This is a genomic window from Streptomyces sp. NPDC031100, from assembly GCF_055570785.1.
In genome coordinates, this window is record NZ_JBVIGN010000017.1 from 170,205 (window position 1) to 195,749 (window position 25,545).

The window sequence follows — 25,545 nt, forward strand, 5'->3', positions numbered from 1 at the left end:
AGCGACCGCCACACGCCCCACACCCCCCCCCCCCCCCCCCCACGCCCCCCCCCCCCCCCCCCCCCCCCCCCCCCCCCCCACGCCTTTCCGGTTCCTGTCGGCGGTGACTGGACGCGGTCACGGGCGTTGCCGCCCATGACGACGAAGTCGAGGAGGCGCCCTGGTCATGGCCCGACGACGGACTCGCGTTCACCCAGGTGGTCGGGAGTCCGACGACTCCCGGCCGCGCCGCCAGGGTGCGTTCTCAGCTCCGGGCCCAGATGATCGATCCGTAGGAGCCCCTGACCTTGACATTGACCCCGGCCTTGCTGGGGAAGGAGAACTTCGCGAAATCGTAGGTCTGCCCGCTCGCGTTCCGCGCCCTGATCACGACCCTCTGGTTACCCCAGGCCCATGGGGCCATGATCGAGCAGTACCCGCGGGTCAGCCACGCCGTTTTGCCTCCGTCGTCGCCGGGAGCGGGCGGGAACTCCGCCTGTACTTGGAAGTTGCTTCCACTGTTGCAAACGCTGAACAAGCCCGGCGTGGCTGCCTGCGCGCCGGCGGCCGGCATCAGCGCGGCGCCCACCGCGACCACGGTGGTGGCTGCAACCCGTGCAGACCATTTCTTCAACGTGCTCTTCTTCATCATTCTCCCCAATTGCCCGCGCAGACTCGCGCGGTGGAATCGTCCCGTCGAGAACCGTGCGGCCGCACGAAGGTGCCGTGGCGCAGCCCGGTACGCAGCGGGGTGAACAGCAGGAAGTTCGAGTGGCTGATCAGCGCCACATGGGCGTCGAGCCCGCGGCCGAACCCTCCGGTCCGGTTCCGCCCATGGGATCCACGACGGATCCGACACGACCGCCACGATCGCGCCTGAGGGCAGTCCGGCGATGATGCCGAACAGAGATCCTTCTGAGCAGAGTCATGAATGTCTCCGGTAGCCGCATGGCCGCCGTCAAGGAGGACCGGCGAAGGCCATGCGAGGTCTGAGGGCTCCAACGCCCGCTGTCAGACGTTCAGTGCGGGCATGCCTGCCAAGCGTTACAAGTCCCTTGGGGAGAAAGGCGCCGGCAGAGGCGTGGAGCGTCCGGAGACGGCGTAGGTCGGGCCGAGGCCGGGCCGTCCTACGGAGTACGGGTGATCACTGACGCGGCCAGTCCCGGAAAGCGGAAAGCAGCTGCTGCCTGGCGTCCGGCGAGATGCTGTCCGGGGTCAGTTCGCCCGTCGTGGCGATCGTCCGACGGAATTGATCGAGGTAGCGCTCGCACCCGGAGCATTCCGCCAGGTGCTCGATGAAGCGCCGCTCGTCGTCTTCGGGCAGGGCACCCTCAAGGAAATCGGTCACCAGCTCTACGAAGTCAACGCAGTCCACGCTCGTCCCCTCCCGCCGCGACGTCCTGGGTGCTCGACAAGTAGTTCTCCAGCTTACGGCGCAAGACGGCCCTGGCCCGATGGAGGAGGACGCGTTGGTTGCCGGGCGAGATCTCCAGCAAGGAGCACACCTCCTGCGAGCCGTAGCCTTCGACATCGCGAAGGGTGATCACCGTACGGAGGCGGGGCGGGAGTTCGTCGAGCGCCTCCGCTATCACCCCCCGGACTTCGCCGCGCAGCACGTGGTCCTCGGGAATGTGCCAGTGACGCGGTTCCTGCCCGACGGTCCAGTGTCCGGCGTACTCCTCACCGGCGGGACGGAACCGTGCGGCGTCCACCGTCGGCCCTTCCTCCTCCGGCAGCAGGCTGGCGAAGGGAACGGTTCTGCTCTCCTTCGTACCGCGTGCCTTGGCCGTGTGGACCAGGATCCGGTACACCCATGTCTTCAGCGATGAACGGCCTTCGAAGCCGCCGATACCCCTGATGACCGCCAGCCAGGTGTCCTGGACGGCTTCCTCCGCGGATGCCTTGGTCGACACGAACGACATGGCCAGCCGGAGCATGCCACCTGACCAGGTGTCCAGCACCAGAGCGAACGTCGCCTCGTCACCGTCACGCAGCCGCTGGACCAGGACCTCGTCCGGCGGCAATACGCTCGCGCCCGCCATTCGTCTGTCTCCTTGCCGGCCGTCAACTGAGGGTGTCAGCTTAGGGCAGTCAAGTGACATGCCGGGCCTGCGCCTTCGTTCATGTCCGCCTTCGTTCATGTCCTGGTCAGGACATCCGCAGCCGTGGGGATCCGGCTGCGGCTGGTCGTCAGCCGCGCCGCAACGCGCCGAAAGTGCCACACAGTTGGCCGCGCGCTCCGGCGTTCAGACTTTCGCCGGGTAAGCACCCGGTCGGCCCTTCCCACCCACGGAACTGCACGCATCGCGGAGAGCGCCGACCGGTGCGCTCGGCCGACGGTACTCACCCGCGTGAGCACGAGGGTGGACGGTGATGAGTACGGGTGCTCAGGCCCGCGAACCCGGTGGCGGTCACAGTGGAAGGCACCTTGCAGAGCGGCTGCCGGCCGCCGACGAATGGGAGACGAACATGCCGTTCACCTGGAGGACTGCCAGGCCTGCGCGTTCATGATGCACTGCAGGCTGGCTGCCGACCCTAGCGGTGTCGTCTCATGAGGTTGGTGCCGCTTCAGCGGCGGTAACGACGCGCCGATGGACGGTGTCCGGGTGGGGCCGGCTGCATCAGGCGGTCTGGGCAGGGTCTGTGGCATGGCGGCGAAGTGCTGAGCTTTGAGCTCGAATCTCTCAGGCCGGGATCGAGACCGGTCGGCTCCTCATGTCCGACGGTGCCAGAAGGCCGCCCAGACCTGAGCCGTGACGGCGGACCGGCCGCAGCGGCTGACTCGGACAAGTAAGTCAAGCCTTACTTCCATGGAAATTTGGCTGCATAGTGGAGGGCCGAGTCGACGGGAGGGCTGCTGTTGCCGCAGTTCCAAAGGGATGCCGCAGGACAGGTCGAGGTGGAGCAGGCCCACGTGGCCGCTATGTACCGGCTGCTCGATGAGCGATTGGCGGATGCACGGGCCCAGCTGGCGGATGTGCTGAAGTCCTCGGCCGACAGCGCGGGCGAGGTGCACGCGCGCGATGTCGCCGCAGAGCGTCTGGCACGTCAGGTTCGTCGGCTGGAGGGGGCCGAGGAGGGGTTGGCGTTCGGCCGGGTCGATGGCGCGGACGGAACCGTCCTGCACATCGGACGGCTCGGCCTGCACGTGGGTGACCGGGACCTGCCACTGCTCGTCGACTGGCGAGCGGACGCGGCGCGGCCTTTCTACGAGGCGACGACCGTCCACCCCATGGCGCTGCGGCGCCGGCGTCATCTGCGCGTCGAGGGCCGTGCGGTACGTGCGGTGAGCGACGAGCTACCGGACGGATCGTCGGCCGCGGTCGGCGACATCGTCGGCGACGGGCCGCTGACCGAAGCGCTGGAGGCGCAGCGCACGGGGCGGATGCGTGCGGCGGTGGCGACATTGCAGGCGGAGCAGGACGCGATCGTCCGGTCCCCGCATCGGGGGGGGCGGTGGTGCAGGGCGGCCCCGGTACAGGCAAGACCGTGGTTGCGCTGCACCGGGCGGCGTACGTCCTGTACGCGTTCCCGGGAGCGGCCGCGCGCGGTGTGCTGGTGCTCGGGCCGAACGCGCGGTTCCTCGACTACGTTTCCCAGGTGCTCCCCTCGCTGGGGGAGAACGATGTGCTCCTGGCGACGTGCGCGGAGCTGGCCGGGGTGGAGCCCGCAGCCGTGGAGTCGTTCGATGTCGCGCGCCTCAAGGGGAGTTCCGCGCTGGCCGAGGCGCTCGCGGACCTGGTGCACTCCCGGCAGGCACCTGCCGGCGGCTTCGCGGTCCGGGTGGGGCAGCAGTGGGTCCGGCTGGAGAGCGTAGATGTCGCGGCGGCGCGGGAGGCCGCGGTGGCGAGCGGGCTGGCGCACAACCCTGCGCGGGAGGTGTTCAAGGAGCACCTGATCGGCGCGGTCACGGATGCCCTGGAGCGCGACGCCGTCGAGGCCCTCGAACAGATCGACGCCCAGATCGCCGAGAGCACAGGCATGGATCTCGATGCCGCGGCCGAGGCCGATCTGCGGGCTCTCGGCTTCGACGACGCGCCGGCCGCGGATCCGACTGAGGTGTTCGACGCGGACGCCGTCCGCGCGGACCTCTCGGCCGACGCCCACGCCGACCGTGCGGTGGAGTCCCTCTGGCCGCGGCTGACGCCCGAAGTGGTCGTACGGGCCCTGCTGGCAGACGCTCGCACGTTGGCGAGGCACCTGCCCTCGCTCGCCGGCGACGAACGGTCCCGGCTGGTGCGTTCGCCTGATGCCCCGTGGACGGATGCCGACGTACCGCTGCTGGATGAGGCGGCGGCCCTGGTGGACGGGCTGCCGGAGCGGTCGTTCGGGCACGTCGTGGTCGACGAGGCCCAGGAACTGACCGCGATGCAGTGGCGGATGGTGATGCGCCGGTGTCCGGCCAGGTCGATGACGCTGGTGGGTGACTTCGCCCAGGCGGGCCCTGCGACGGCGGCGAGCGACTGGTCCCAGGCGCTGGGTCCGCATCTCGGCAACCGGTTCTCCCTGCACACCCGGACGGACCCGTATGCCGTTCCGGGAGGGCCAGGGTGAATAAGGAATTCTGACGCACGTGCTCACAGCAACACTCCACGGTTCCCGTGGTCGGCCCCCAGCACCACGCTGACCTGCGAGCTCACCGGCATCACAGAAGCATCGGTTTCGGCCGGAACGAGCCCCTCCAGCGTCCCGGACGGAATCAGCCCCCGTCGGGGCAGACAGAAGCACCTCCAGCGCGCCACGGGTTTTACCACGCCCCCGGCGCGCGCCTTCGGTGCGCGCCGGGGGCGCACCGAAGGCGCGCTGAGTCGCTGACCTGCACTTATGCGCAGTGCCTCGTAAACGTGCAGGTCAGAGCGTTGCGATCGTCGTGCAGGCTGCTCGATTTGTGGGGACGGTGGGGTCAGGAAGGCTTGACCGTCGAGACCGGGGTGACGGTCACCTTGTTGTCGCACTCGGCCCACACCCCGTCGTTCAGGGCGACTTGGTGCTTCCCGGAGTGCGGCAGCCCGATGACCATCGTCGGATACGTCACCGGGTCCTTGCCCGACACGCAGTAGCCGTCGGCCTCCCCCTGGACCTGGACGAAGGTCAGCTTCACCCACGCCTTGCCGTGCGGCCGGACCGTCACGGTGGCCGCCCTGCCGGTGCGGGTGACCTTGAGCGGGGTGTTGTGGGCGGGGGAGCCGTTGCCGGCGCCCGCGACCGTCGGATGGCCCTTCAGGACGCACGTCCTCCGGGAGACGTTGGTGAACTGCACGACCGCCGCCCCGGTCCCGGTCCCGACGGGCCGGTGGACGGCCTGCCAGGCGCTGACCTGGAGGGCGGAGGCCGGGCAGGCGGGCGGCGGGGTGGAGGTGGTGGTGGTGCTCGCCATGGCGGTGCCGGGCAGGATGCCGGTCACCGCCGCCGCGACGGCCGTGACCGCCGTCGTCGCCAGAGCCGCCCTGCGAATGCCGTTGCTGCGCCGCATGCTGTCGTCCCCCTGAGTCGTCTCGTCCGCGGGTTTCGGTCGTCGGTTGTTGCCCCGCGGTACGCGTGGTCGTGGTACGTGAGTGCAGACAGGGCGGGAGAGCGGCAGGGTTCCGTGCGGCGGCTACTTGTGACGGAACGGTGACGACAGGCTGCACCCGTGCAGATCGCCGTCAGGGCAGACAGAAGCACCTCCAGCGCGCCACGGGTTTTACCACGCCCCCGGCGCGCACCGAAGGTGCGCTGAGTCGCTGACCTGCAGTTATGTTGCCGCAAAGCGGCTTCGGAGGGCTGGCTTCGTGCCGCTGTTTGCCGTTGTTGCCCGGTCTTATGGGCACGCTTTGGGCATGGACCCACAGGGGGGCGGTGTGCGGGGGCTCGACCGCTCCGTTGCGGTACTGCACCTGCGGGTGCGGGATGTGCCTGACGTGTTGGCATTGCAGACGCACACTCCTGTGAGAGCGTATGCGGTCCGAGGGCAGCGGTGGCCCAGCGGGCGGCCACGTTCGGCCGAGCAGAGCAGCCGGGTCAGTGCGAGGCGTCGAAGATCCTCTGCGCTGCCCTCATCCAATGCCTCCACAGAGTTCGACACCCGCTTCGGGAGTGGGATCGAATCCTTGCCGGGTACGCTCGTCGGTGCTACCTGATGTTGTTTTCCCTGGTCAGCAACATGCGGGCCGTGCACTCAATCCCGCGCATGACGCTCCGTGCCGGACAGTCCGCTCACGCATCGCGCGCGCACGAAGCCAGCGTCCTGGAGGGCAAAGGAGCAGCTGGCGGCCGCGTCCTTGTCCCTGTCGCTCATCGCCAGCAGACGCAGCATGGCGAACGCGCTCGTGACGCCGAAATAGGCCAGTCGCAGCAGCACGGCCGATCACCATGTCGCAGCGATCGCCAACTGCGGGAGAGCACAGGCGCAAGCGGCCGGCAACTGGAAGCCGGAAGGCCGAGTCGAACTACCGGATGGACGGGCATGAGGGCAACGAAGCACGCCGCGCCGCAACCGTGGCGCAGGCGCGGACTGGTCACGGGCATTCCCTTGGCGCTGCTGGTCGTCGGGTGCCGGCGTGCCGTCCCCCCGGGAGCGGGACCGGTGTCAGGATCACCGACATCTACGGGGAGCGGCTGACCGTCGACGGCACCGCCGTGCATCCGGACGTCGCACAGCCGACCGGCGTCCAGTTCGCCTGGCATTGACCAGCCCGCCGGACAGCCTTCACCGGTCCGCAACCGAGCACGACCGCCGTTCGAATCCCGGGCCGGGCACTGTTAGGCTGCGCTCCCTGTTGTTAAACATGCAACTAACGCGCACATCATTGCCAGGAGAGGGCGACGGAGGGATGCTCCTCGACGACGCGTCCGCGGAGTTCCACGAATTCTTCGAACGCCACTATGCCGAACTCGCCCGTCTGGCACACCTCCTGACCGGCGAGACCGACGCGGCGGACGACCTCGCGGCGGATGCCCTGGTCGCCCTGTGGCAGCGCTGGGACCGGTTGCGGCAGGCCGACCACCCGCTCGCCTACGCCCGCGGTGTGGTGGCCAACCTGGCGCGCGGACGGATCCGCAGCGCGGTGCGCGAGCGACGCCGGATCACGCTGTTCTGGTCCCGCAGCCCCGAGAAGGTGGAGGGGCCGGACATGGCGGCCGTGCTGGACGTCCGCGCGGCGCTCGCCCGGCTGCCCTTCCGCAAGCGCGCCTGCGTGGTGCTGCGGCACGCCTTCGACCTGTCGGAGAAGGACACGGCGGCAGCGCTGGGCATATCGGTCGGCACGGTGAAGAGCCAGACCTCGAAGGGAATGGCCGAACTGGAAAGGATACTGGGCGCGCGAGCGGTCGGGGACCTGGTGGCAGGGAGGAGGAACCGGTGAACGAGGAGATCGCCCGTCGGCTGCGCGAGGCCGCCGAGGCCCACCGGCCCGACCGCGCGCGGATGCTGGCCCGGGTGCAACGCGGCATGGCCGGCCCCGCCGTCCGTCACCGCGCGCGGCCGTTCGCGAGGTCCGGGACCAGGGTCGCGCTCGCCGGGCTCGCCGCCACCGGCATGCTGACGACCGGTGGCTTCGCCGTCGCCGCCATCGTCGCGCACTCGTCGCCGTCGCCCACCGTGACCGCGCCTGCCACCCCGTCCCCGACCGTCAGCTCCCCGCACTCGACATCGGCCCGCCCCACCCCTGTCGCGCCGGCCCCGGCCACCCCGGGCAGCGCGCGCCCGACTCCGCCGGCCACCAGTCCATCGCCGACCGCCGGCGAGAGCCAGAACGGGCCGCTGTGGTCGGCAGGCTCGGTGGACCCGCACAGCACCGTCTACTGGACGCAGAGCAACCTCGCCCTCAAGACGACCCAGCCGCTCACCTCGCTCACGGTCGAGATGCGGATCGTGCAGACCGGCGGGGTGAAGATCACCGGCACCTGGCAGACCTTGCCGAGTGCTGACTTCACCGTCACCGCTCAGGAGGCCGACGGCACGCTGGTCTACCGCTGGGTCCTCCAGCCGGGCCGCACCGTGCCGGCCGGGAGCTATGAGTTTGCCGCCCAGTTCAACAACGGCACTGGCGTGCGCAGTGCCGCGGGCGACGGCTACCGCGTCGACGCGCAGGGTTCGGGCGGCTCCGCGTCGGTCCGGGGAGGGTTTGTCCCGACCCGGTGAACGCCGCTGTGCGGCAAGGGGACGAGTCCCCTTGCCGCACAGCTCGATGGGAGAACAAGTACCCGCACTGCTGGTACGGGGTCCAGTCGGCCGGGCCGACGTTGGTCCCGTCGGCGTAGGTGGCCTCCATGGTGGCCAGCGGGTCGCCGTGGAACTGGGTGGGGACGGTGACAGCGGCCGTGAAAACCCGTCCCTCGATCGCGGCAACCTTTGTGTGCGTGGCGGCAACTGGCCGGTAACCGGGTCCGGATCAAGGCCCGCTGTGCCAGAAGGACATGCCGTTGTCAGATCAGAACCGCTCTCATCGCCGCCGTCCGGCTACCCGCCGCGTGCTCGCCGCCGCCGTGGTCCTCGCCGCCGCGGGTGCCGCCGTACCGCTGGTCGCGCTGGCCGCACGCACGCCGGAGGCCCGCACACCGACCCTGGCCGCCGCGGCGGCCGGCAGCGGCCGCTACTTCGGCACGGCAGTGTCCTCGGGCAGGCTCGGCGACTCGACGTACTCCACCATTCTCGACCGGGAGTTCAACATGATCACCCCGGAGAACGAGATGAAGTGGGACACCGTCGAACCCTCCCGCGGGAACTTCAACTTCAGCCCGGCCGACTCGATCGTGGGCCACGCCGCCGCGCACGGCCAGCGCATGCGCGGCCACACCCTGGTATGGCACTCCCAACTGCCCGGCTGGGTCAAGTCCATCACCGACGCCAACACCCTGCGCAGTGTGATGGACAACCACATCACGACCGAGATGACCCACTACAAGGGCAAGATCTACGCCTGGGACGTGGTCAACGAGGCGTTCGCCGACGGCGGCAGCGGTCAGCACCGCAGCTCGGTCTTCCAGGACGTGCTGGGCAACGGCTTCATCGAGGAAGCCTTCCGCACGGCCCGGAACGCCGACCCCTCCGCCAAGCTCTGCTACAACGACTACAACATCGAGAACTGGACCGACGCCAAGACGCAGGGCGTCTACGCGATGGTCAAGGACTTCAAGTCCCGCGGTGTGCCCATCGACTGCGTCGGCTTCCAGAGCCACTTCGGCGCCGGCGGCCCGCCGGCCAGCTTCCAGACCACGCTGTCCAAGTTCGCCGCGCTCGGCGTGGACGTACAGATCACCGAACTCGACATCGCCCAGGCGTCCGCCACCGCGTACGCCAACACCGTGCAGGACTGCCTCAACGTCGCTCGCTGCACGGGCATCACGGTGTGGGGCATCCGCGACAGCGACTCCTGGCGCACCGGTCAGAACCCGCTGCTGTTCGACGCGGGCGGCAACGAGAAGCCCGCCTACAGCGCGGTGCTCACCGCCCTGGGCAACACCAGCAACGGCGGCACGACGGGCGGGGGCATCACCTCCGGCACCGTCTACACGCTCTCCAACGCGGCCGCCGGACGCGTTCTCGACGAGCCCGCGGGATACAACGGCAACGGCACCCCGCTCCAGGTGTGGGACGCCAGCGGTGCCTCCAACCAGCAGTGGCGTGCCGGCCGGAACAGCGACGGCTCCTACACGCTGACCAACGTCGCCAGCGGCCGGGTACTGGACGAGCCCGGCAACCAGACGGGCAACGGGACCAGGATGGCGGTCTGGGACTCCAACGGCGGCGCCAACCAGCATTGGCGGGCCGCCCGGAACAGTGACGGCTCCTACACCCTTACCAACGTCGCCAGCGGCCGAGCCCTGGAGACCCCCGGTGGCAAGACCGCCAACGGCACCCCCGTCCAGATCTGGGACTCCAACGGCGGCGGCGCCAACCAGCACTGGAACTTCAGGACGTCGACGTCGGCCCCGACAACGCCCACGCGGACGGGCGCCACGTGTGCTCTTCCGCCGACGTACCGGTGGAGCTCGACGGGTGCGTTGGCGCAGCCGGCGAACGGGTGGGACGCGGTGAAGGACTTCACCACCGTGACGTACAACGGCAAGCACCTGGTCTACGCGTCGAGCGTGTCGGGATCGTCGTACGGCTCGATGATGTTCAAGCCCTTCACGAACTGGGCGGACATGGTGTCGGCCGGCCAGACCGGCATGAGCCAGGCCGCGGTGGCGCCCACGCTGTTCTACTTCGCGCCCAAGAACATCTGGGTGCTGGCGTACCAATGGGGTGCCTGGCCCTTCGTCTACCGCACGTCGAGCGACCCGACCAACCCCAACGGCTGGTCCGCGCCGCAGCCGCTGTTCACCGGCAGCATCCCCCGCACCGAATCCGCCACCGGCCCGATCGACCAGACCCTGATCGCCGACGGCCAGAACATGTACCTGTTCTTCGCCGGCGACAACGGCAAGATCTACCGGGCGAGCATGCCGATCGGGAACTTCCCGGGCAACTTCGGCTCGTCGTACACGACGGTCATGAGCGACACGACGAAGAACCTGTTCGAGGCGCCGCAGGTCTACAAGGTCCAGGGCCAGAACCAGTACCTCATGATCGTCGAGGCTCGGGGCGCGAACGAGCAGCGCTACTTCCGCTCCTTCACCGCCACCAGCCTGAAGGGTCCATGGACCCCACAGGCCGCCACCGAGTCCAACCCCTTCGCGGGCAAGGCCAACAGCGGTGCCACCTGGACCAACGACATCAGCCATGGTGACCTGGTCCGCAACAACCCCGACCAGACCATGACCATCGACCCCTGCCACCTGCAGTTCCTCTACCAGGGCAAGTCCCCCACCGCGACCGGCCCCTACGACCAGCTGCCGTGGCGGCCGGGCGTCCTCACCCTGCAGCGCTGACCCGCCCACCCGCTGACCGCTACTCACCGCCTCGAGGAACCCCAGCCGTGCGCCGGCTGGGGTTCCCATCGTTTGGGGACCGGACGGAGGCTCGGCGAGGCTTGTAGGGCTGATGGGCGGGCTCCTGGTCCTGCGCGGTGTGGGCGCCGGCGTCCCGGGCCGGCCGCATTCACCTTCCGCCACATCGGCGCATTCATCGACCGGGACGGCCCGCACTGTCCCGGCCTCGCGGTCGAACTCGGCTTCCCCGCCGTCACCCGTCAGCAGAAATGCGCCCCCATCGAAGAGATGGGGGCGCATTCGTCGGCTTCGCCTACTTGAGTGCTGTACCACCCGAGTTGTGATAGGCGATCGTCTTGCGGATCAGGTTTCCGCCGTCGGACTCGACCGTGGTCTGTTCCTGCTGCCCCGGACCGAAGAACAGGCCGGCGACATGGGCGTTCGCCACCTGGTCCATGTGCCCGAAGAACCAGTCCACCTTGTCGTCCTTGTAATGGTTGAGGGTGTTGTTCTGCGCCATGTTGCCCACGGGGATCTGCCACAGGGCCACCGGCTTGCCCACGGACTCGGCCATCGTCTTGTAGAACTGCAGCGCGGCGGCGGCCTTCTGGTCGTTCCAGAAGTGGTCACTGCCGCCGTGGGCCGGCTGTGCGTACCAGCCCGCGTCGCGGTCCGACACGTCGGTGGCCAGGAAGTCGGCGTTCTGCGCCCCGAGGTTCGCGTAGTCCTTGACGCATGCCGGTGTGTTGGTCTGCCAGTCGAAGCAGGAAAGGTGCATCCCCACGGCGGTGTTCGGCGCGTACTTGTGCGCCATCGAGATCAGGCACTGGGCCAGGCCGGTGGCGCTGTTCTCCTGCGATCCGCAGTCCGTCGGATTCGAGGCCGTGACCTGTGCGGCAACCTGGTGCGGATTGCCGAGCGACCGGACGTATCCCCAGAAGTCGGGCTCGAGGTCGATCGCGTCGTGCGACGTGCCGATCTTCTGGAGGAAGAAGCGGTAGTCGTTCAGGTACCGGGTGAGCAGGTCGGTCCTGTTGATGGCCTTGACCTCGCCCGGGCCGTCGCCCTCGCCTGCCGCATCCCCGAGGTCGCGCAACGAGTACCAGGTCCAGAGCATCTTCTGCGGACGCGGGCTGCCCTTGTACGTCGCCTGGGCCGCCACGGTGTCCCGCCAGGTCACGTAAGTGCCGGGCGCCGTGGTGCTGCCGTTCCAGCAGCCCCACCAGCCCGACCACCCGTCGTGGCAGCGCGCTGCCGAGTAGTAGTCCGACGAGGGCGCGGGCTGGCTGTGCACATAGGCGTACCGCACGTCGAACGGCGCGGCGGCCGCCGAGGCGTCGGACATCGAGCCGCCGATGAGCACCGTGCTGGTGCCCATGAAACGCTTCGTCGAGCTGCCGCCACCAGCCTCGGGAGACGACGGCGACGACGGCGACGGCGACGACGGGTGCGAGCCGCTCGGAGCCGGGCTGGTGGGAACGCTGCCCCCCGGCGCGGTGGGCGTACCGGAGCTGCCGACACTCCCGGCCGGGACGAGTTGCCACTGCTGATCGGCGCCGCCCCGGTCGCGGTTCTGGACGACGTCGCCCCCGTCGGCCTTGGCGGCGTTGTGGACATCGACGGCCATGCCGCTGAAGCGATTGATCAAACGCACGTAGCCGTCCGGCGACTTGGCCAGTTTGAACTGCTGGTTGGTGCCGTTCAGGTCTTTCCACTGCACGATGGCGGAGCCGGCGGTCTTCGACCAGCCGAGGTCGTCCAGCACCTTGCCGGAGTTCCGGTTCTGCAGCCGGTAGTACCCGTCACCCGCGTCGATGAACCGCCACTGCTGGTTGGCGCCGCCGTGACGGCTCCACTGCACCACCGCCGCGCCGTCGTTCTTGGCGAAGGCGCGGTCGTCCAGCACCTTGCCGCTGTTGCGGTTGACCAGCACGTACCACTTCTTCAGATCCAGGGTTTTTTGCTGCGCCGAGGCCTGGCTGACCACGACAGCCGAGCCGGCCACGACCACCATGGCGAGACCCGCCCAGAGACCCCGACGCGCGAGCAACCGACGGCCACGATGCTTCGGGCGATCACCGCGCGCGCCGCCGTCGGCACGGTGGCCGCCGGCGCGGGACGCCACCGATGACGTGGGTGGGCCGGGGACATGTCTGTGCTCTCGTTCCAGGGACATGCCTGTGCTCTCTTTCAGCCGTTGCATCTGACCGGACCACTTGGCCGGACAACGCTGAGTGGTCCGAGAGGCCGAAAAGGTTGCCGCGAAGATCCACAGATTTTTTCGCCGTGACCGCTTCCCGTTCGCTGCGGAGCACGGCACGCCTGACGCCGGCGGTGGCGAACGCCTGATGGCTGGTCGGGGAAGGTGCGGGACGGCAGCGAGATCCCGACCCGGCAAGGCCGCTCCGAGCGCCTCGCCGACCTTGCGGCAGCCACCGGCAGTACCCACTGTCTGTGCGACACCGGTGGTCTGCGTCACCTCGACGCCAGCCCCTTCGACGCCCACGGCACTCCCGTGCTGCCCTTCCACACCCCTGTGGATGACCCACTCTGGCAGGGGGCTCGCCGATCCGGCAGCTTGTGGGTTCTGAGCAAGATCGGGTCCAATGTGGACCGCCTGGAAACGCGACCGCTGATCACCCCACACAGCAAAAAGGCCCGGGTCTCTGACCTGGGCCTTAATCATGGAGCGGGTGACGAGAATCGAACTCGCGCTCTCAGCTTGGGAAGCTGATGTTCTACCATTAAACTACACCCGCGTAAGACGGACTGGGTCGGCTCTGGAGGAGTCGATGTCCGAACGCTCGCTCACTGTACCTCATCGCAGACCCCCGGTGCTCGGACCGCGGGGTCCGGGTGCGTTGGGGGTGTGTGTGAGGGGCGGGATCCCGGTGCGGGGGACGCGAGTTGGGGCGTACCGTGGAGGGGTGGGGGAGGGTCCGGGTGGGGCCGGAGTGCCGCCTGGAGAGTCGTCTCTTTGATCCCGTAATGTGGCTTTTGTCGTCAGGGTAGTAAGCCGGACGCGGCTCTTGGGGAAGGGACTTGAGGGACTTGATGGAACGCACCGTCGTTCGCTGTGCGGACGGGCACGTCTTCAGCACTACTTCGTTCCCGATGCAGCAGGCCGAGCGGCTCGGCCCCGGCCGGCTCGTGCGGTGTCCGCGGTGTGCCCGGCTCCGCAGTGTGGTGCCGGTCGCCCTGCAGAAGCGGTAGCGGGCTGCACGAGCGGTAGCGGGCTGCAGAAGCGGTCGGGGGCTGGAAGCTGCAAGATCAACAGGCGCGTGGAGCCTTCACGATTGTCACGGCTCCGCGCGCCTTGCGTATCCTCGCTACGTGCTTCTCTCAGACAAGGACATCCGGGCCGAGATCGACGCCGGGCGGGTGCGCATCGATCCCTACGACGAATCCATGGTGCAGCCGTCGAGCATCGACGTGCGTCTCGACCGTTTCTTCCGGGTGTTCGAGAACCACCGGTACCCCCACATCGACCCCTCGGTCGAGCAGGCCGATCTGACGCGGCTCGTCGAGCCCGAGGGTGATGAGCCGTTCATCCTGCATCCCGGGGAGTTCGTGCTGGCCAGCACGTACGAGGTCATCTCGCTGCCTGATGATCTCGCGTCGCGGCTCGAGGGGAAGAGTTCGCTGGGGCGGCTCGGGCTCGTCACGCACTCCACCGCCGGGTTCATCGACCCCGGGTTCAGCGGTCACGTGACCCTTGAGCTGTCCAACCTCGCCACCCTGCCGATCAAGCTCTGGCCCGGCATGAAGATCGGCCAGCTGTGCATGTTCCGGCTGAGCTCGCCCGCCGAGTTCCCGTACGGGAGCGAGCGCTACGGCTCCCGGTACCAGGGGCAGCGCGGGCCGACCGCCTCGCGGTCCTTTCAGAACTTCCATCGGACCCAGGTGTGAGGGCGACGACTTCATGAGTGACGTGCGGGAGAATCTGACCTACGAGCGGTTCGGCACCGCCATCCGCGAGCTGGCGCAGACCATCGCCGACGACGGGTATGAGCCCGACATCGTGCTCAGCATCGCGCGCGGAGGCGTGTTCGTCGCGGGTGGGCTCGCCTACGCCCTCGACTGCAAGAACATTCACCTCGTAAACATTGAATTTTATACGGGAGTCGGTCAGACGCTTGAAATGCCCGTGATGTTGGCACCCGTCCCGAATGCGATCGACTTCTCGAACAAGAAGGTTCTGATCGCGGACGACGTCGCCGACACGGGCAAGACGCTCAAGCTGGTGCATGACTTCTGCCTCGAACACGTCGCCGAGGTGCGGTCCGCCGTGATCTACGAAAAGTCGCACTCGCTCGTCAAGTGCGAGTACGTGTGGAAGCGCACGGATGACTGGATCAACTTCCCGTGGAGCGTCGAACCGCCCGTGGTGAAGCGCGCCGGACAGGTCCTCGACGCCTAGGCCGGCAACAGCCGATAACAGCGGCAACAGCGGCAACAGTATTAGCAACAAGAGAGGGCCCCCGGCGCAGTGCCGTGGGCCCTGTCTGTGTCGCACGTCCTAGAACGTGCCCAGTTTCACAATCGACAGCAGTGCGATCAGCTGGATCGCCGACGCGCCCAGGGCCTTCGGCCAGGGCAGGTCGTGCGAGCGGGAGACCATCAGGGTCAGCAGGGCGCCCGCGCCGATCCAGGTGGCCCAGCCGAGCAGCTGGACGAAGCCTGCGTCGCCGCCGAAGAACATGGCGAAGACCAGGCGGGGGGCGTCCGTGAGGGACGTGATCAGCATGGACAGGCCGACCGTGGGCTGCCAGGCGCCGTCGCCGCCGAGCTGGCGGGCCAGGGTGTGCGTGACCACGCCCAGGACGAACGCGCTCAGGACCATCGCGACCGCCGTGACCAGGACGATCGGTATCGCGTTGGAGAGCGTCGCGTTGATCGCGTCCTGGCGGGCGCCGTCGAAGCCGAAGACGGCGAGCAGGCCGTAGAGGAAGGTGACGATCAGGGCCGGGGCCCACATCGTGTAGTCGCGCATGCGCAGGAAGGTCTGGTCGGGGGAGAAGATGATCCCCTTCAGCAGTTCCTTCCAGTGCAGCGGCGGGCCGACCGGGCCGGACGGGGCGGCCGAGCCGGCGTGGTAGGTCGCGCCCTGGGTGTAGCCGGAGGCCTCGTCGATCGAGAAGGCCTGGGTGTGGCCGGGATTGTTGGCCGCGTACGGGTCCGGGGTGCCGCCTTGGCCGTGGTTCGGGTAGCCGCCGTCGCCGAAGTACTCCGGGCCGTCGTCGGCCGGGCCCGGGTAGCCGTACGGCTGTCCCTGTCCCTGTCCCTGTCGCGGGTGCGACGGCTGCGGGTACGACGGCTGCTGGTACGGCGGCTGTGGCGCCGACGGGTAGCCGTGCGACGGGCCTGAGGGCCGCGCCCCGGGCCGGGGCCCGGGCTGTCCGGGCCCGCGTCCCTGTCCGCGCCCCTGCCCCTGTCCGTACGACGGTCCCTGCGGAGCCTGCTGTCCCTGGGGGGTGCGATTGTCGCGGCCCCCGCGTCCGATCCTGAATCCAGCCACGTCTTCGAACGTACCTGGTCCCGGAGTGTGACGTGCCGGGCCCGGGTGTCCGGGCCCGGCTTTGCTGCCGACCTGTGACATCCCCTAAGGGACCGTCAGGGGGTGTGCCAGGGGTTCCCCCGGTTTCACCGGGGCGGCACGGCTCAGTCGGCGAACACCGCGCCGAACTGCGGGGCGCCGGTCGTCGAGACGCCCACGGTGCTTGCGCCGAAGGCTCGCGCACCGGTCGTGGTGATCTTCGTGCCGTTGGACGGCAGGTAGGTGATCGCGCCGTCGCCGCCGTTCTCGTACGAGCCCACGACCAGGTCGGCCTTGCCGTCGCCGGTGACGTCGTCCAGCTTGACGTCGGCGCCGAACAGGTCGCCCTTCTCGTCGTTGTCGGGGACGCCCGCGGTGCTCTGGGCGAAGGACTGGGCGCCGGAGGTGGTGTTGACGCCGTGGGCCGAGCCGTACAGGACGGTGACCATGCCGGTGTTGGTGACGCTGCCCATGTCCTCGTTCGGGGCGCTGATGACCAGGTCCTGGTAGCCGTCGCCGTTGATGTCGCCGAGGTCGAGGTCCCAGCCGAAGCCGTCGCCCTTCTCCGAGTTGCCGGGCACATTGCCGGTGTCCTGGGTGATGCCCTTGGTGGCGGCGGGCCCGGAGGCGGAGCCGTAGGTGACGCTGACCTTGCCGCCCTTGGCGGCGTCCGGGACGGTCTGGCCGTCGCCGGTCCTGTCGTCCCAGGCGGCACCGGAGACGATGTCGCCGAAGCCGTCACCGTTGACGTCGCCGATCCCCGTGATGATGCCGGGCTTGAGGGCCTTGGCGGAGGCGGCGCTCAGGCCGTTCGCGGTCCCGGGCAGCCAGTAGTTGGTGTTCCAGTGGGACGACGTCCGTGTCTCGTAGCCGTCGACGACGAGGTCGGTGCGGCCGTCGCCGTTCACGTCGCCCGCGGTCAGGTTCATCGGGCCGTACGGGTACCTGTCGGTGCCCGACTGGATCGGCGGCTTGACGGTCGTACGGCTGCCCGGGGTGCCGGTGCTGCCGAAGCCGCCCTTGTAGAGGTAGAGGGTGGCGGCGGAGCTGCCGACGACCAGGTCGGCCCTGCCGTCGCCGTCGAAGTCGCCGGCGGCCAGGTTCTGGCCCCAGAAGTCGTGCGAGCCGGCGGCCGGGTCGGGCACGTCGACGCCCTTGCCGGTCAGGCCCCGCGGGGAACCCCACAGGATCGTGACGGCACCACCGTTGGTGTCGGTGCCGACCTTCTCGTGCGGGGAGCCGACGGCGAGGTCGTCGTAGCCGTCGCCGTTGAAGTCGGCGTACGCGAGGTCGTAGCCGAACTCGTCGCCGTCCTCGGCGGTGCCGGGGACGCCGGCGCTGTTCTGGCTGAGGGTGGTGCGCTTGGCGGAGGAGATGCCGGTCTTCGTGCCGTAGAGGACGACGACCTGGCCGGCGTTCTTGTGGCCACTGACGTAGGCGGTGGCCGCCGAGGTGGCGACGTCGCCGATGCCGTCGCCGTTGAAGTCGGCCTTGGCGACCTTGACGGAGTCGGCGGCCGTGGCGGACGAGGCGGCGAACGTGAGCAGACCGCCCGTCAGCGCGGCCGCGGTGGCCGTCGCGAGGGCGAGTCGGCGGTGCGTGTGCATGCTGGTTCTCCTGCGGCATGCGGGGACGCTTGGCGGGGCGTCCACAGACGATGGGCGATCAGGAGACCGGCGTCGGGGTGTGAGGGTTGTACAGGCGTTCGGTAAATCTTTGATGTTGTGGTGACGGGTGTGACTCGCCGTCACCGGGCGGCCTTATGCGGGGGGTTCGGCTTCTTCGGCGGGGCGCTTCGCTACGAAGGAGCCGAGGCCGACCTCGGCTCGGACGAGTCCCTCGGACTTGAGGTGGGCCAACGCCTTCTGCGCAGTCGAGGTCGCGATGCCGAACTCGGCGGAGAGCTCGACGACGGAGGGCACGCGGGCGCCGATGGGGTACTCGCCACTGGCGATCCGGCTGGTGATGGCCGCGGCCACCTGGCGCCAAATGGGGCGAGTGCGGTCAAGGTCGGGGGTCATGCGGGCGGTTCGTTCTCCTCGGTGGGGCGCTTCGCTACGAAGGAGCCGAGGCCGGGCTCCGTGTAGGTCAGCCCTTCTTCGCGCAAGGCCCGCAGCACCTTGTGGGCCGTCGCATTGGCGATCCCGAATTCCGCCGTGAGTTGTACGACGGAGGGCACCCTGGTGCGCGGTCCGTACGTGCCGTCTGCGATGCGGCGCCGGATGATCTCGGCGACCTGGCGCCAGCGGGGGATGTCAGGAGCGAATTCCATCACCGCACCATCATCCGCATGCCTGTACATCCGTGCGATACCTGGGAATCCTGTTATCCCTAGCATGCCTAGAGTTCCTTCGCTACGGTAAGGGCACGAAGGACCCCCGCGACGGGTGGAGCCGTCCGGGGGTGTGGCCACCAGCCGAACTGGAGCTGATGACGTGACCGACCTTATCCGTCGCTTTGCCGCATGGGTGAGTCTCCTGCTCTTCCCTCCCGGGCAGAAACGCGTGCCATACCCTGCCCCCGTCGCCGACCCCCGGCCGATCCCGCCCCTGTCCCTCCCACGCCACCGCAGCCCCTACGGGCTCGACACGCCCCTCGACGCCACCGCCGCCAGGGCCGTACGGCCGTACGTGACGGCCCATGAACAGCGGGAACAGCGCCGGGAGTTGGCGTTGGCGGCGCTGGGGCAGGACATGCCCGGCCCGTACTGGATCCACGGGCTGGAGGTCGCATGAGTGGGCTGCCGCGTCTGCTTCCCTGGACTGGTTCCGGGGGCAAGCCCTGTTACCTGATCACCGACGACCGCGACGGGCCGCTCTCCCGACTGGCCGACGCCACGGAGTCCGTTCAGCTCGGTATGGGCGGCCAACTCCTGGACCATGCACGCGAGATCCTGCCGGACACCCCGCCCGGCGAACTCCGCTTCCTCGCCGAGTGCTTGACCCAGGCGCTCGGTGATGCGCTCCGTGTCGCGGAGAGCCGCGGTCGGCGGCTGGACCAGCTGAACTGAGCCGAGGTGTTCGACGGCCGCGGATGGGACCGCCCGCTTCCGGGCCACCCTTGCGGTGGCCCGGGCGGGCTGTGCGGTTGTGCGTGGGCTGCGTACGTGCCGTCGGGGTCGCCGACGGCCACACCAACCCTGGGATCAGCTTCGCCTTGTCGTTGTCCTCAGTCGGATTTCTCCGACTTCTTCGACTTCTTGGGCTTCTCCGGGGGGGTGGGCTTGGTCGGGTGTTCCGGGTACGCAGGCTTCGTCGGGTGTTCGGGGTATGCGGGCTTGGCTGGGTGCTCGGGGTACGCGGGCTTGGCCGGGCGCTCCGGGTACGCGGGTTTCGCCGGGTGCTCGGGGTACGCGGGCTTGGCCGGCTTTTCCGGGTAGGCGGGCTTGGCGGGGCGCTCGGGGTAGGCCGGCTTTTCCGGGTAGGCGGGTTTCGCGGGGCGCTCGGGGTAGGCCGGCTTTTCCGGGTAGGCGGGTTTCGCGGGGCGCTCGGGGTACGCGGGCTTGGCCGGCTTCTCCGGGTACGCGGGCTTGGCCGGGCGCTCTGGGTACGCGGGCTTGGCTGGCTTCTCCGGGTAGGCGGGCTTTGCGGGGTAGGCCGGCTTCTCGGGGTAGGCGGGCTTTGCGGGGCGCTCGGGGTAGGCCGGCTTCTCGGGGTAGGCGGGCTTGGCGGGGCGCTCGGGGTAGGCCGGCTTTTCCGGGTAGGCGGGTTTCGCCGGGTGCTCGGGATACGCGGGCTTGGCGGGGTGTTCTGGGTAAGCGGGTTTCGCCGGGTAGGCGGGCTTCTCGGGGTACGCGGGCTTGGCCGGCTTCTCCGGGTAAGCAGGCTTCTCCGGGTAAGCAGGCTTCTCCGGGTACGCGGGCTTGGCCGGGTGTTCGGGATACGCGGGCTTGGCTGGCTTCTCGGGGTAGGCCGGCTTGGCGGGGTGTTCCGGGTACGCGGGCTTCTCCGGGTGCTCTGGGTACGCGGGCTTGGCTGGGCGCTCGGGGTAGGCCGGCTTGGCTGGGTGCTCCGGGTAAGCGGGCTTAGCTGGGTGCTCCGGATAGGCGGGCTTAGCTGGGTGTTCCGGGTACGCGGGCTTGGCTGGGTGTTCCGGATAGGCCGGCTTCTCCGGGTGGGCGGGCTTGCCCGGGTGCTCTGGGTAAGCGGGCTTAGCTGGGTGCTCCGGATACGCCGGCTTCTCCGGGTGGGCGGGCTTGCCAGGGTGTTCCGGGTACGCGGGCTTGCCGGGGTGTTCCGGATAGGCCGGCTTCTCCGCGTGGGCCGGCTTGCCCGGGTGTTCCGGATAGGTGGGCTTGCTCGGGTGAGCGGGTTTGGTCGCGTGCTCGGGTTCCGCCCGGTGCTCCGGGTAGGCGGCGCCCTTCGGGAAGGGCGGGTGCGGGGTGGTGTCGTCCTGGGCCTGGGCGGCTGACGCGCTCGTCAGCGCGGCTGCGCCGACTGCGGCAGCCATGGCGGCTGACGCCAGGACAGATCGCCATCGCGGCGATGTCGTCATCTTCTCCACTCTCCTCGACCTGGTGCAGGGGACTCCTGACGACTTGTCAGCCCCAAGAGCCGGATAGTGGAATGAATAGGAAAAAACGGTGACATGGATAACGCTGCGGAGGCGATAAGCCACCGGATGGTGTAGTGCGGGACGCCGTCGTTGGCCCGGGTGGTGGCGCGGCTTGGGCCAGGATGGGGGGAGGGCCGGGTCCCGCTCCACCGTCAGACGTCAGAGCCGTCCGGTCGATCAGGCCGGACTCGGCCGCCAGCAGTGGTCCGGCCGTGTGCCGGGCGTGGGCCCTGTGCCCGATCGCCGTGCTGAAGTACTGCTTGCGGCGCCCGCCGGCAGGCAGGCGTGGCGGGCGGCAGCAGGGACAGCACCAGCGACTTGCAGCGCCAGTAGCCGGCCGCCGGCCCGCACCCGTGATGCGGCCCTAGAAACAGGCCTTCGCGGGCGGCGTGATCGGTTCGGGCCCCGCTCCGACGAACGCGTCGGCCCAGTCCCGTACCGCTCGCTGGTACGGGACGGTGTTGGTGGCCAGATTCAGGTCGTGGCCCGCCCCGGGCTGGACGTACGTGTGCAGGCAGGCGGCAGATCCGAAGTACGGGTCCTCCTGGGCCTTGAGCGCCGCCGAGCCGGCGCAGTTGCCGCTCGAGTCGCAGAAGAATCCGTCCTGGTCGCCGACGGTGAGCAGGACCGGGCGCCGGATCTGGCGGGAGTACGGCAGGAGGTCGGCCACGCCGAGACCGTCGGCCGCCTCGGCGGTGCTGAACACGTCCTTGGTGGCCTCATCGGTGGCGACCACCGCCGGGTCGGTGGTCGCGGGGGCGTAGAAGTCGGTGCCCCGGGTGCCGGGCCTCGTGGTCAGGTACCCCGGGTCGTAGGACTTCCCGGCGAATGCCGGGTCCAGAGCTGCGGGGTAGAAGGACGACGTGAAGATGTCCACGACCGCCGGGGCGACGATCCGGTGGGTGATGCCGGTGATGAGCACCGCGTCCGCATCGTTGTAGGTGCCCGCTTCGATGACGCTGATCAGCGAGCCGAGCGAATGGCCGCCGAGGATGGCCTTGCGGAAGACCGTGCCGCCGATCCGGCCGCCGCGCAGGGCCTGGATCACCTGGTGCACCGCCCCGGCCTGGACGGACGCGGTGACCAGGGCGCTGGGCGGGCGTGAGCTCGCGCCGGTTCCGAGCCGGTCCACGACGAAGGTGGCATAGCCGGCACCATTCATGGCCTGGCGGAAGTCGTACGTCTCGGGTTGGTACGGGAAGTCCCAGTAGGTGTGGTTGTACGTTGCGCCGGGCACCAGCACCATCACCGTGTCGGCCGTACCACCCGCGGGCATGCACAAGGTGCCGTGCATCGTCGCCGACACGACACCGGTGACGGGAACGTCGGCACCCTGGCACGAGGCCGGCGCTGCCTGCGCTGCCCCGCTGGGCACACATACCGCCAGCAGCGCGGCCAGCCCGAGGACAAGCCGCACTCGCACATCGTTCCGAAACCTGGCCACATGTGCCTCCACATTCCGCACTACGGCAGCCAAGGGCTGCCGACCTGAGCTGACCAGAACGGATGCGATGCGTGCCGGGGCCGCCGCGCGATAAGAACACTGCGCCCGTAGTGCGCGATTGGCCAGAGCCGGCGAGGGGTCGTGCAGGGGTGCCCGCCCGGCGCGCATGGCACGTGCGCGGCGCGTTTGGCCAACCGGGTCGCGCTGCGCCATCGGTGAAGCCTGGGAATCGTCCTAACGACGCTTTGACTGACGGATGTAGGAGACTGCACGCACGTGGTGAAGGCTAGGTACAGCGCCCGGCCTGTGGTTCCCGAGAGGTGTCATGTGCCTAGTGTGGTGAAGATCAACGTACTGACCGTGCCTGCCGAGCAGCGGGAGACGCTGGAGAAGCGGTTCGCTTCGCGCGCCCACGCCGTGGAGAACTCCGACGGCTTCGAGTGGTTCGAGCTGCTCCGCCCCGTCGAGGGCACCGACACCTACCTCGTGTACACGCGCTGGCGTGACGAGGAGTCGTTCCAGGCCTGGATGGAGGGGCCGATGAAGTCTGCCCACCAGGGCACCGGCGCGGGCGGGGAGCGGCCGAAGCCCGCGGCGACCGACTCCACCCTCTGGTCCTTCGAGGTGGTGCAGCAGGCAGGGCCGAAGCGGGTCTAGACGGGCCTAGACGGGTCTAGAAGGCAGCTCCGCGGATACGGCTGCGCCCCCCTGCCTGTGCGGGTCAGGGGGGCGCAGTCGGGTCTTTCAGCGGCCGGTCACTTCACCGGCTCCGGCTCCGGCTCGCTCTCGGTCTCCGGCTCGCCCGCCGGGTCGACCGGCGTCTTGACGGACTCCAGGAGGAGCTGGGCGACGTCCACGACCTGGATGGACTCCTTGGCCTTGCCCTCGTTCTTCTTGCCGTTGACCGAGTCGGTGAGCATGACCAGGCAGAACGGGCATGCCGTCGACACGATGTCGGGGTTGAGGGAGAGGGCCTCGTCGACGCGCTCGTTGTTGATGCGCTTGCCGATGCGCTCTTCCATCCACATCCGGGCGCCGCCGGCGCCGCAGCAGAAGCCGCGCTCCTTGTGGCGGTGCATCTCCTCGTTGCGCAGGCCCGGGACCTTGCCGATGATCTCGCGCGGGGGCGTGTAGATCTTGTTGTGGCGGCCCAAGTAGCACGGGTCGTGGTAGGTGATGATGCCCTCGACCGGGGTGACCGGGATCAGCTTGCCCTCGTCCACCAGGTGCTGGAGCAGCTGGGTGTGGTGGATGACCTCGTAGTCGCCGCCGAGCTGCGGGTACTCGTTGCCGAGCGTGTTGAGGCAGTGCGGGCAGGTGGCGACGATCTTCTTCGCCGACTTCGGCTTCTTCGTCGACTCGTCCTCGTCGTCCTCGCCGAAGGCCATGTTCAGCGCTGCCACGTTCTCCATGCCGAGCTCCTGGAACAGGGGCTCGTTGCCGAGGCGGCGGGCGGAGTCACCGGTGCACTTCTCGTCGCCGCCCATGATCGCGAACTTCACGCCCGCCATGTGGAGCAGCTCGGCGAAGGCCTTGGTGGTCTTCTTGGCGCGGTCCTCGAGGGCGCCGGCGCAGCCGACCCAGTACAGGTACTCGACCTCGGTGAGGTCCTCGATGTCCTTGCCGACGACCGGGACCTCGAAGTCGACCTCCTTGGTCCACTCCAGGCGCTGCTTCTTGGCCAGGCCCCAGGGGTTGCCCTTCTTCTCCAGGTTCTTGAGCATCGTGCCCGCCTCGGAGGGGAAGGCGCTCTCGATCATGACCTGGTAGCGGCGCATGTCGACGATGTGGTCGACGTGCTCGATGTCCACGGGGCACTGCTCGACGCAGGCACCGCAGGTGGTGCAGGACCACAGGACGTCCGGGTCGATGACGCCGTTCTCCTCGGCGGTGCCGATCAGCGGGCGCTCGGCCTCCGCCAGCGCGGACGCCGGGACGTCCTTCAGGGCCTCGGTCGAAGCCTTCTCCTCGCCCTCCATCGTCTTGCCGCCGCCGGCCAGCAGGTACGGCGCCTTGGCGTGCGCGTGGTCCCGCAGGGACATGATCAGCAGCTTCGGGGAGAGCGGCTTGCCCGTGTTCCAGGCGGGGCACTGCGACTGGCAGCGGCCGCACTCGGTGCAGGTGGAGAAGTCGAGGAGGCCCTTCCAGGAGAACTGCTCGACCTGGGAGACGCCGAAGACGTCGTCGTCACCGGGGTCGGTGAAGTCGATCGGCTTGCCGCCGGAGGTCATCGGGAGCAGGGCGCCGAGGGAGGTCTCGCCGTTGGCGTTCCGCTTGAACCAGATGTTCGGGAAGCCCAGGAAGCGGTGCCAGGCCACACCCATGTCGGTCTTCAGGGAGACCACGATCATCCAGGTGAAGGAGGCCGCGATCTTCAGGCCGGCGAAGAAGTACGTGAGGGTCTGCAGCGTGGAGACGTCCATCCCCTTCAGCCACGACACCACCGGGTACGAGATGAAGAACGAGGCCTCGTAGCCGTCCACATGGTGCTGGGCGCCCTCCAGCGCGTGCAGCATGAAGATGCAGACACCGACGATGAGGATGATCGTCTCGACGAAGTAGGCCTGGCCCGTGTTGGAGCCCGCGAAGCGCGACTTGCGGCCCGGCCTGCCCGGCCTGGAGAGCTGCCGGATGGCGATCAGGACCGCGATGCCGAGCACCGTCATCGTGCCGATGAACTCGACATAGACGTTGTACGGCGCCCACTCGCCGATGATCGGCAGGATCCAGTCGGCCTTGAACAGCTGGCCGAAGGCGTTGACGATCGTCAGGAGCAGCGTGTAGAAGCCGATCGCCACGAACCAGTGCGCGACACCGACGATGCCCCAGCGGTTCATCCGGGTGTGGCCGAGGAACTCCCGAACCAGGGTGACGGTGCGCTGATAGGGCTCGTTGGTGCGGGTGCCTGCGGGCACACTCTGGCCGAGCCGCATGAAGTTGAAGATCTGCAGGAGGGCGCGGGCGAACAGGGCCACGCCGACCACGATCAGAACCAGCGACACGATGATCGCGGCGAGTTGCATTTCGGGGCTCCTCGGGCCTGCGAGGGAGATTACTAAGCGGTAACTTATGCAGTCCGTCTGAGACTACCCCCATCCTCGGTCGCACTGTAGCGGGGCGTGCGGTGATCTGCGTCGCTGAGGCTTGCCTTAAGATCCGAAAAGATCCGAACGTGTTA

22 protein-coding genes, 1 tRNA gene and 1 pseudogene are annotated in these 25,545 nt (G+C 68.9%); 9 read left to right on the top strand and 15 right to left on the bottom strand.

Going from position 1 to position 25,545, the window contains the following annotated elements; translation table 11 throughout:
- Window positions 1-244 precede the first annotated feature (244 nt).
- The 3 genes from ACZ5DS_RS37165 to ACZ5DS_RS37175 all read right to left on the bottom strand — a co-directional run bounded on the left by ACZ5DS_RS37165 (window position 245) and on the right by ACZ5DS_RS37175 (window position 2,021).
- Window positions 245-628, bottom strand: a complete 384-nt coding sequence (locus tag ACZ5DS_RS37165; protein WP_468247509.1) for a hypothetical protein — start codon at window positions 626-628, stop codon at window positions 245-247.
- Between the two features lie 495 nt (window positions 629-1,123).
- Window positions 1,124-1,354 carry an anti-sigma factor family protein gene (locus ACZ5DS_RS37170; protein WP_468247511.1) on the bottom strand — a complete coding sequence of 77 codons (231 nt, stop codon included), beginning with the start codon at window positions 1,352-1,354 and terminating at the stop codon, window positions 1,124-1,126.
- A complete protein-coding gene (locus ACZ5DS_RS37175; RefSeq protein ID WP_468247514.1) occupies window positions 1,341-2,021 on the bottom strand; it encodes an RNA polymerase sigma factor in 681 nt (226 codons plus the stop codon). The genes ACZ5DS_RS37170 and ACZ5DS_RS37175 overlap by 14 nt, the downstream gene beginning before the upstream one ends.
- Window positions 2,022-2,839: 818 nt before the next feature.
- Here ACZ5DS_RS37175 and ACZ5DS_RS37180 point away from each other — a divergent pair.
- Window positions 2,840-4,509: pseudogene (locus ACZ5DS_RS37180) on the top strand (HelD family protein); the annotation flags it as partial.
- Window positions 4,510-4,882: 373 nt separating this feature from the next.
- On the opposite strand, the gene ACZ5DS_RS37185 reads toward ACZ5DS_RS37180, so the two are convergent.
- Window positions 4,883-5,452, bottom strand: coding sequence for a DUF4232 domain-containing protein (locus tag ACZ5DS_RS37185; RefSeq protein WP_468247517.1), 570 nt, complete (start codon window positions 5,450-5,452; stop codon window positions 4,883-4,885).
- Between the two features lie 684 nt (window positions 5,453-6,136).
- Window positions 6,137-6,319 carry a hypothetical protein gene (locus ACZ5DS_RS37190; RefSeq protein ID WP_468247519.1) on the bottom strand — a complete coding sequence of 61 codons (183 nt, stop codon included), beginning with the start codon at window positions 6,317-6,319 and terminating at the stop codon, window positions 6,137-6,139.
- A gap of 472 nt (window positions 6,320-6,791) precedes the next feature.
- On the opposite strand from ACZ5DS_RS37190, the gene ACZ5DS_RS37195 reads away from it, so the two are divergent.
- Together ACZ5DS_RS37195 and ACZ5DS_RS37200 are read left to right on the top strand one after the other, a co-directional pair.
- Window positions 6,792-7,322 (top strand): SigE family RNA polymerase sigma factor, encoded by a 531-nt coding sequence (locus tag ACZ5DS_RS37195; protein ID WP_468247521.1) that lies wholly within the window; start codon window positions 6,792-6,794, stop codon window positions 7,320-7,322.
- Window positions 7,319-8,101, top strand: a complete 783-nt coding sequence (locus ACZ5DS_RS37200) for a hypothetical protein (protein ID WP_468247524.1) — start codon at window positions 7,319-7,321, stop codon at window positions 8,099-8,101. Before ACZ5DS_RS37195 ends, ACZ5DS_RS37200 begins: the two co-directional genes overlap by 4 nt.
- On the opposite strand, the gene ACZ5DS_RS37205 is transcribed toward ACZ5DS_RS37200, so the two are convergent.
- Window positions 7,992-8,300, bottom strand: a complete 309-nt coding sequence (locus tag ACZ5DS_RS37205; protein WP_468247604.1) for a hypothetical protein — start codon at window positions 8,298-8,300, stop codon at window positions 7,992-7,994. The two genes, ACZ5DS_RS37200 and ACZ5DS_RS37205, sit on opposite strands and share 110 nt — an antisense overlap.
- Window positions 8,301-8,376: 76 nt before the next feature.
- Here ACZ5DS_RS37205 and ACZ5DS_RS37210 point away from each other — a divergent pair, with 76 nt between their 5' ends.
- Window positions 8,377-10,833: a non-reducing end alpha-L-arabinofuranosidase family hydrolase gene (locus ACZ5DS_RS37210; RefSeq protein WP_468247526.1), complete on the top strand. Its 2,457-nt coding sequence runs from the start codon at window positions 8,377-8,379 to the stop codon at window positions 10,831-10,833.
- Between the two features lie 313 nt (window positions 10,834-11,146).
- On the opposite strand, the gene ACZ5DS_RS37215 is transcribed toward ACZ5DS_RS37210, so the two are convergent.
- Together ACZ5DS_RS37215 and ACZ5DS_RS37220 are read right to left on the bottom strand one after the other, a co-directional pair.
- Window positions 11,147-12,847, bottom strand: a complete 1,701-nt coding sequence (locus tag ACZ5DS_RS37215) for an RICIN domain-containing protein (protein ID WP_468247527.1) — start codon at window positions 12,845-12,847, stop codon at window positions 11,147-11,149.
- Window positions 12,848-13,518: 671 nt separating this feature from the next.
- A tRNA-Gly gene (locus ACZ5DS_RS37220) sits at window positions 13,519-13,592 on the bottom strand.
- Between the two features lie 574 nt (window positions 13,593-14,166).
- Between ACZ5DS_RS37220 and dcd the strand changes: the two genes are divergently transcribed.
- Together dcd and ACZ5DS_RS37230 are read left to right on the top strand one after the other, a co-directional pair.
- Window positions 14,167-14,742 carry a dCTP deaminase gene (gene dcd / locus ACZ5DS_RS37225; RefSeq protein WP_094215902.1) on the top strand — a complete coding sequence of 192 codons (576 nt, stop codon included), beginning with the start codon at window positions 14,167-14,169 and terminating at the stop codon, window positions 14,740-14,742.
- A 13-nt stretch (window positions 14,743-14,755) separates the two neighbouring features.
- The gene (locus ACZ5DS_RS37230; RefSeq protein WP_468247531.1) at window positions 14,756-15,253 is read left to right on the top strand and encodes a phosphoribosyltransferase; all 498 of its coding nucleotides are present in this window, start codon (window positions 14,756-14,758) and stop codon (window positions 15,251-15,253) included.
- A 99-nt stretch (window positions 15,254-15,352) separates the two neighbouring features.
- Here ACZ5DS_RS37230 and ACZ5DS_RS37235 read toward each other — a convergent pair whose 3' ends face one another.
- From ACZ5DS_RS37235 to ACZ5DS_RS37250, 4 genes are all read right to left on the bottom strand, one after another.
- Window positions 15,353-16,432 carry a Yip1 family protein gene (locus tag ACZ5DS_RS37235; protein WP_468247534.1) on the bottom strand — a complete coding sequence of 360 codons (1,080 nt, stop codon included), beginning with the start codon at window positions 16,430-16,432 and terminating at the stop codon, window positions 15,353-15,355.
- A 62-nt stretch (window positions 16,433-16,494) separates the two neighbouring features.
- Window positions 16,495-17,976 carry an FG-GAP and VCBS repeat-containing protein gene (locus ACZ5DS_RS37240; protein WP_468247537.1) on the bottom strand — a complete coding sequence of 494 codons (1,482 nt, stop codon included), beginning with the start codon at window positions 17,974-17,976 and terminating at the stop codon, window positions 16,495-16,497.
- A gap of 153 nt (window positions 17,977-18,129) precedes the next feature.
- Window positions 18,130-18,390, bottom strand: coding sequence for a GntR family transcriptional regulator (locus ACZ5DS_RS37245; RefSeq protein ID WP_468247540.1), 261 nt, complete (start codon window positions 18,388-18,390; stop codon window positions 18,130-18,132).
- Entirely contained in the window at window positions 18,387-18,641 is a 255-nt protein-coding gene (locus tag ACZ5DS_RS37250; protein ID WP_468247543.1) for a GntR family transcriptional regulator, read from the bottom strand. Before ACZ5DS_RS37250 ends, ACZ5DS_RS37245 begins: the two co-directional genes overlap by 4 nt.
- Before the next feature lie 232 nt (window positions 18,642-18,873).
- On the opposite strand from ACZ5DS_RS37250, the gene ACZ5DS_RS37255 reads away from it, so the two are divergent.
- Window positions 18,874-19,104 carry a hypothetical protein gene (locus tag ACZ5DS_RS37255; RefSeq protein WP_468247546.1) on the top strand — a complete coding sequence of 77 codons (231 nt, stop codon included), beginning with the start codon at window positions 18,874-18,876 and terminating at the stop codon, window positions 19,102-19,104.
- Complete coding sequence (locus ACZ5DS_RS37260) at window positions 19,101-19,379, top strand: hypothetical protein (protein ID WP_468247548.1); 279 nt, start codon at window positions 19,101-19,103, stop codon at window positions 19,377-19,379. The genes ACZ5DS_RS37255 and ACZ5DS_RS37260 overlap by 4 nt, the downstream gene beginning before the upstream one ends.
- Before the next feature lie 158 nt (window positions 19,380-19,537).
- Here the strand turns inward: ACZ5DS_RS37260 and ACZ5DS_RS37265 are convergent, their stop codons facing one another.
- Window positions 19,538-20,818 carry a hypothetical protein gene (locus ACZ5DS_RS37265; RefSeq protein ID WP_468247551.1) on the bottom strand — a complete coding sequence of 427 codons (1,281 nt, stop codon included), beginning with the start codon at window positions 20,816-20,818 and terminating at the stop codon, window positions 19,538-19,540.
- A 469-nt stretch (window positions 20,819-21,287) separates the two neighbouring features.
- Window positions 21,288-22,340 (bottom strand): alpha/beta hydrolase, encoded by a 1,053-nt coding sequence (locus tag ACZ5DS_RS37270; RefSeq protein ID WP_468247554.1) that lies wholly within the window; start codon window positions 22,338-22,340, stop codon window positions 21,288-21,290.
- 354 nt (window positions 22,341-22,694) lie between these two features.
- Between ACZ5DS_RS37270 and ACZ5DS_RS37275 the strand changes: the two genes are divergently transcribed.
- On the top strand, window positions 22,695-23,024 hold the full coding sequence (locus tag ACZ5DS_RS37275; protein WP_468247555.1) for an antibiotic biosynthesis monooxygenase family protein: 330 nt from the start codon (window positions 22,695-22,697) through the stop codon (window positions 23,022-23,024).
- Window positions 23,025-23,122: 98 nt separating this feature from the next.
- On the opposite strand, the gene ACZ5DS_RS37280 is transcribed toward ACZ5DS_RS37275, so the two are convergent.
- Complete coding sequence (locus ACZ5DS_RS37280; RefSeq protein WP_468247558.1) at window positions 23,123-25,390, bottom strand: (Fe-S)-binding protein; 2,268 nt, start codon at window positions 25,388-25,390, stop codon at window positions 23,123-23,125.
- Window positions 25,391-25,545: the final 155 nt, after the last annotated feature.

Bases quoted from the DNA above. Each gene is read 5' to 3' on its own strand.
- ACZ5DS_RS37215 (WP_468247527.1), bottom strand. From the start codon at position 12,847: ATGGTGGTCGTGGCCGGCTCGGCTGTCGTGGTCAGCCAGGCCTCGGCG.
- ACZ5DS_RS37165 (WP_468247509.1), bottom strand. From the start codon at position 628: ATGAAGAAGAGCACGTTGAAGAAATGGTCTGCACGGGTTGCAGCCACC.
- ACZ5DS_RS37260 (WP_468247548.1), top strand. From the start codon at position 19,101: ATGAGTGGGCTGCCGCGTCTGCTTCCCTGGACTGGTTCCGGGGGCAAG.
- ACZ5DS_RS37240 (WP_468247537.1), bottom strand. From the start codon at position 17,976: ATGCACACGCACCGCCGACTCGCCCTCGCGACGGCCACCGCGGCCGCG.
- ACZ5DS_RS37210 (WP_468247526.1), top strand. From the start codon at position 8,377: ATGCCGTTGTCAGATCAGAACCGCTCTCATCGCCGCCGTCCGGCTACC.
- ACZ5DS_RS37245 (WP_468247540.1), bottom strand. From the start codon at position 18,390: ATGACCCCCGACCTTGACCGCACTCGCCCCATTTGGCGCCAGGTGGCC.
- ACZ5DS_RS37280 (WP_468247558.1), bottom strand. From the start codon at position 25,390: ATGCAACTCGCCGCGATCATCGTGTCGCTGGTTCTGATCGTGGTCGGC.
- ACZ5DS_RS37235 (WP_468247534.1), bottom strand. From the start codon at position 16,432: ATGTCACAGGTCGGCAGCAAAGCCGGGCCCGGACACCCGGGCCCGGCA.
- ACZ5DS_RS37230 (WP_468247531.1), top strand. From the start codon at position 14,756: ATGAGTGACGTGCGGGAGAATCTGACCTACGAGCGGTTCGGCACCGCC.
- ACZ5DS_RS37265 (WP_468247551.1), bottom strand. From the start codon at position 20,818: ATGGCTGCCGCAGTCGGCGCAGCCGCGCTGACGAGCGCGTCAGCCGCC.
- ACZ5DS_RS37175 (WP_468247514.1), bottom strand. From the start codon at position 2,021: ATGGCGGGCGCGAGCGTATTGCCGCCGGACGAGGTCCTGGTCCAGCGG.
- ACZ5DS_RS37195 (WP_468247521.1), top strand. From the start codon at position 6,792: ATGCTCCTCGACGACGCGTCCGCGGAGTTCCACGAATTCTTCGAACGC.
- ACZ5DS_RS37250 (WP_468247543.1), bottom strand. From the start codon at position 18,641: ATGGAATTCGCTCCTGACATCCCCCGCTGGCGCCAGGTCGCCGAGATC.
- ACZ5DS_RS37185 (WP_468247517.1), bottom strand. From the start codon at position 5,452: ATGCGGCGCAGCAACGGCATTCGCAGGGCGGCTCTGGCGACGACGGCG.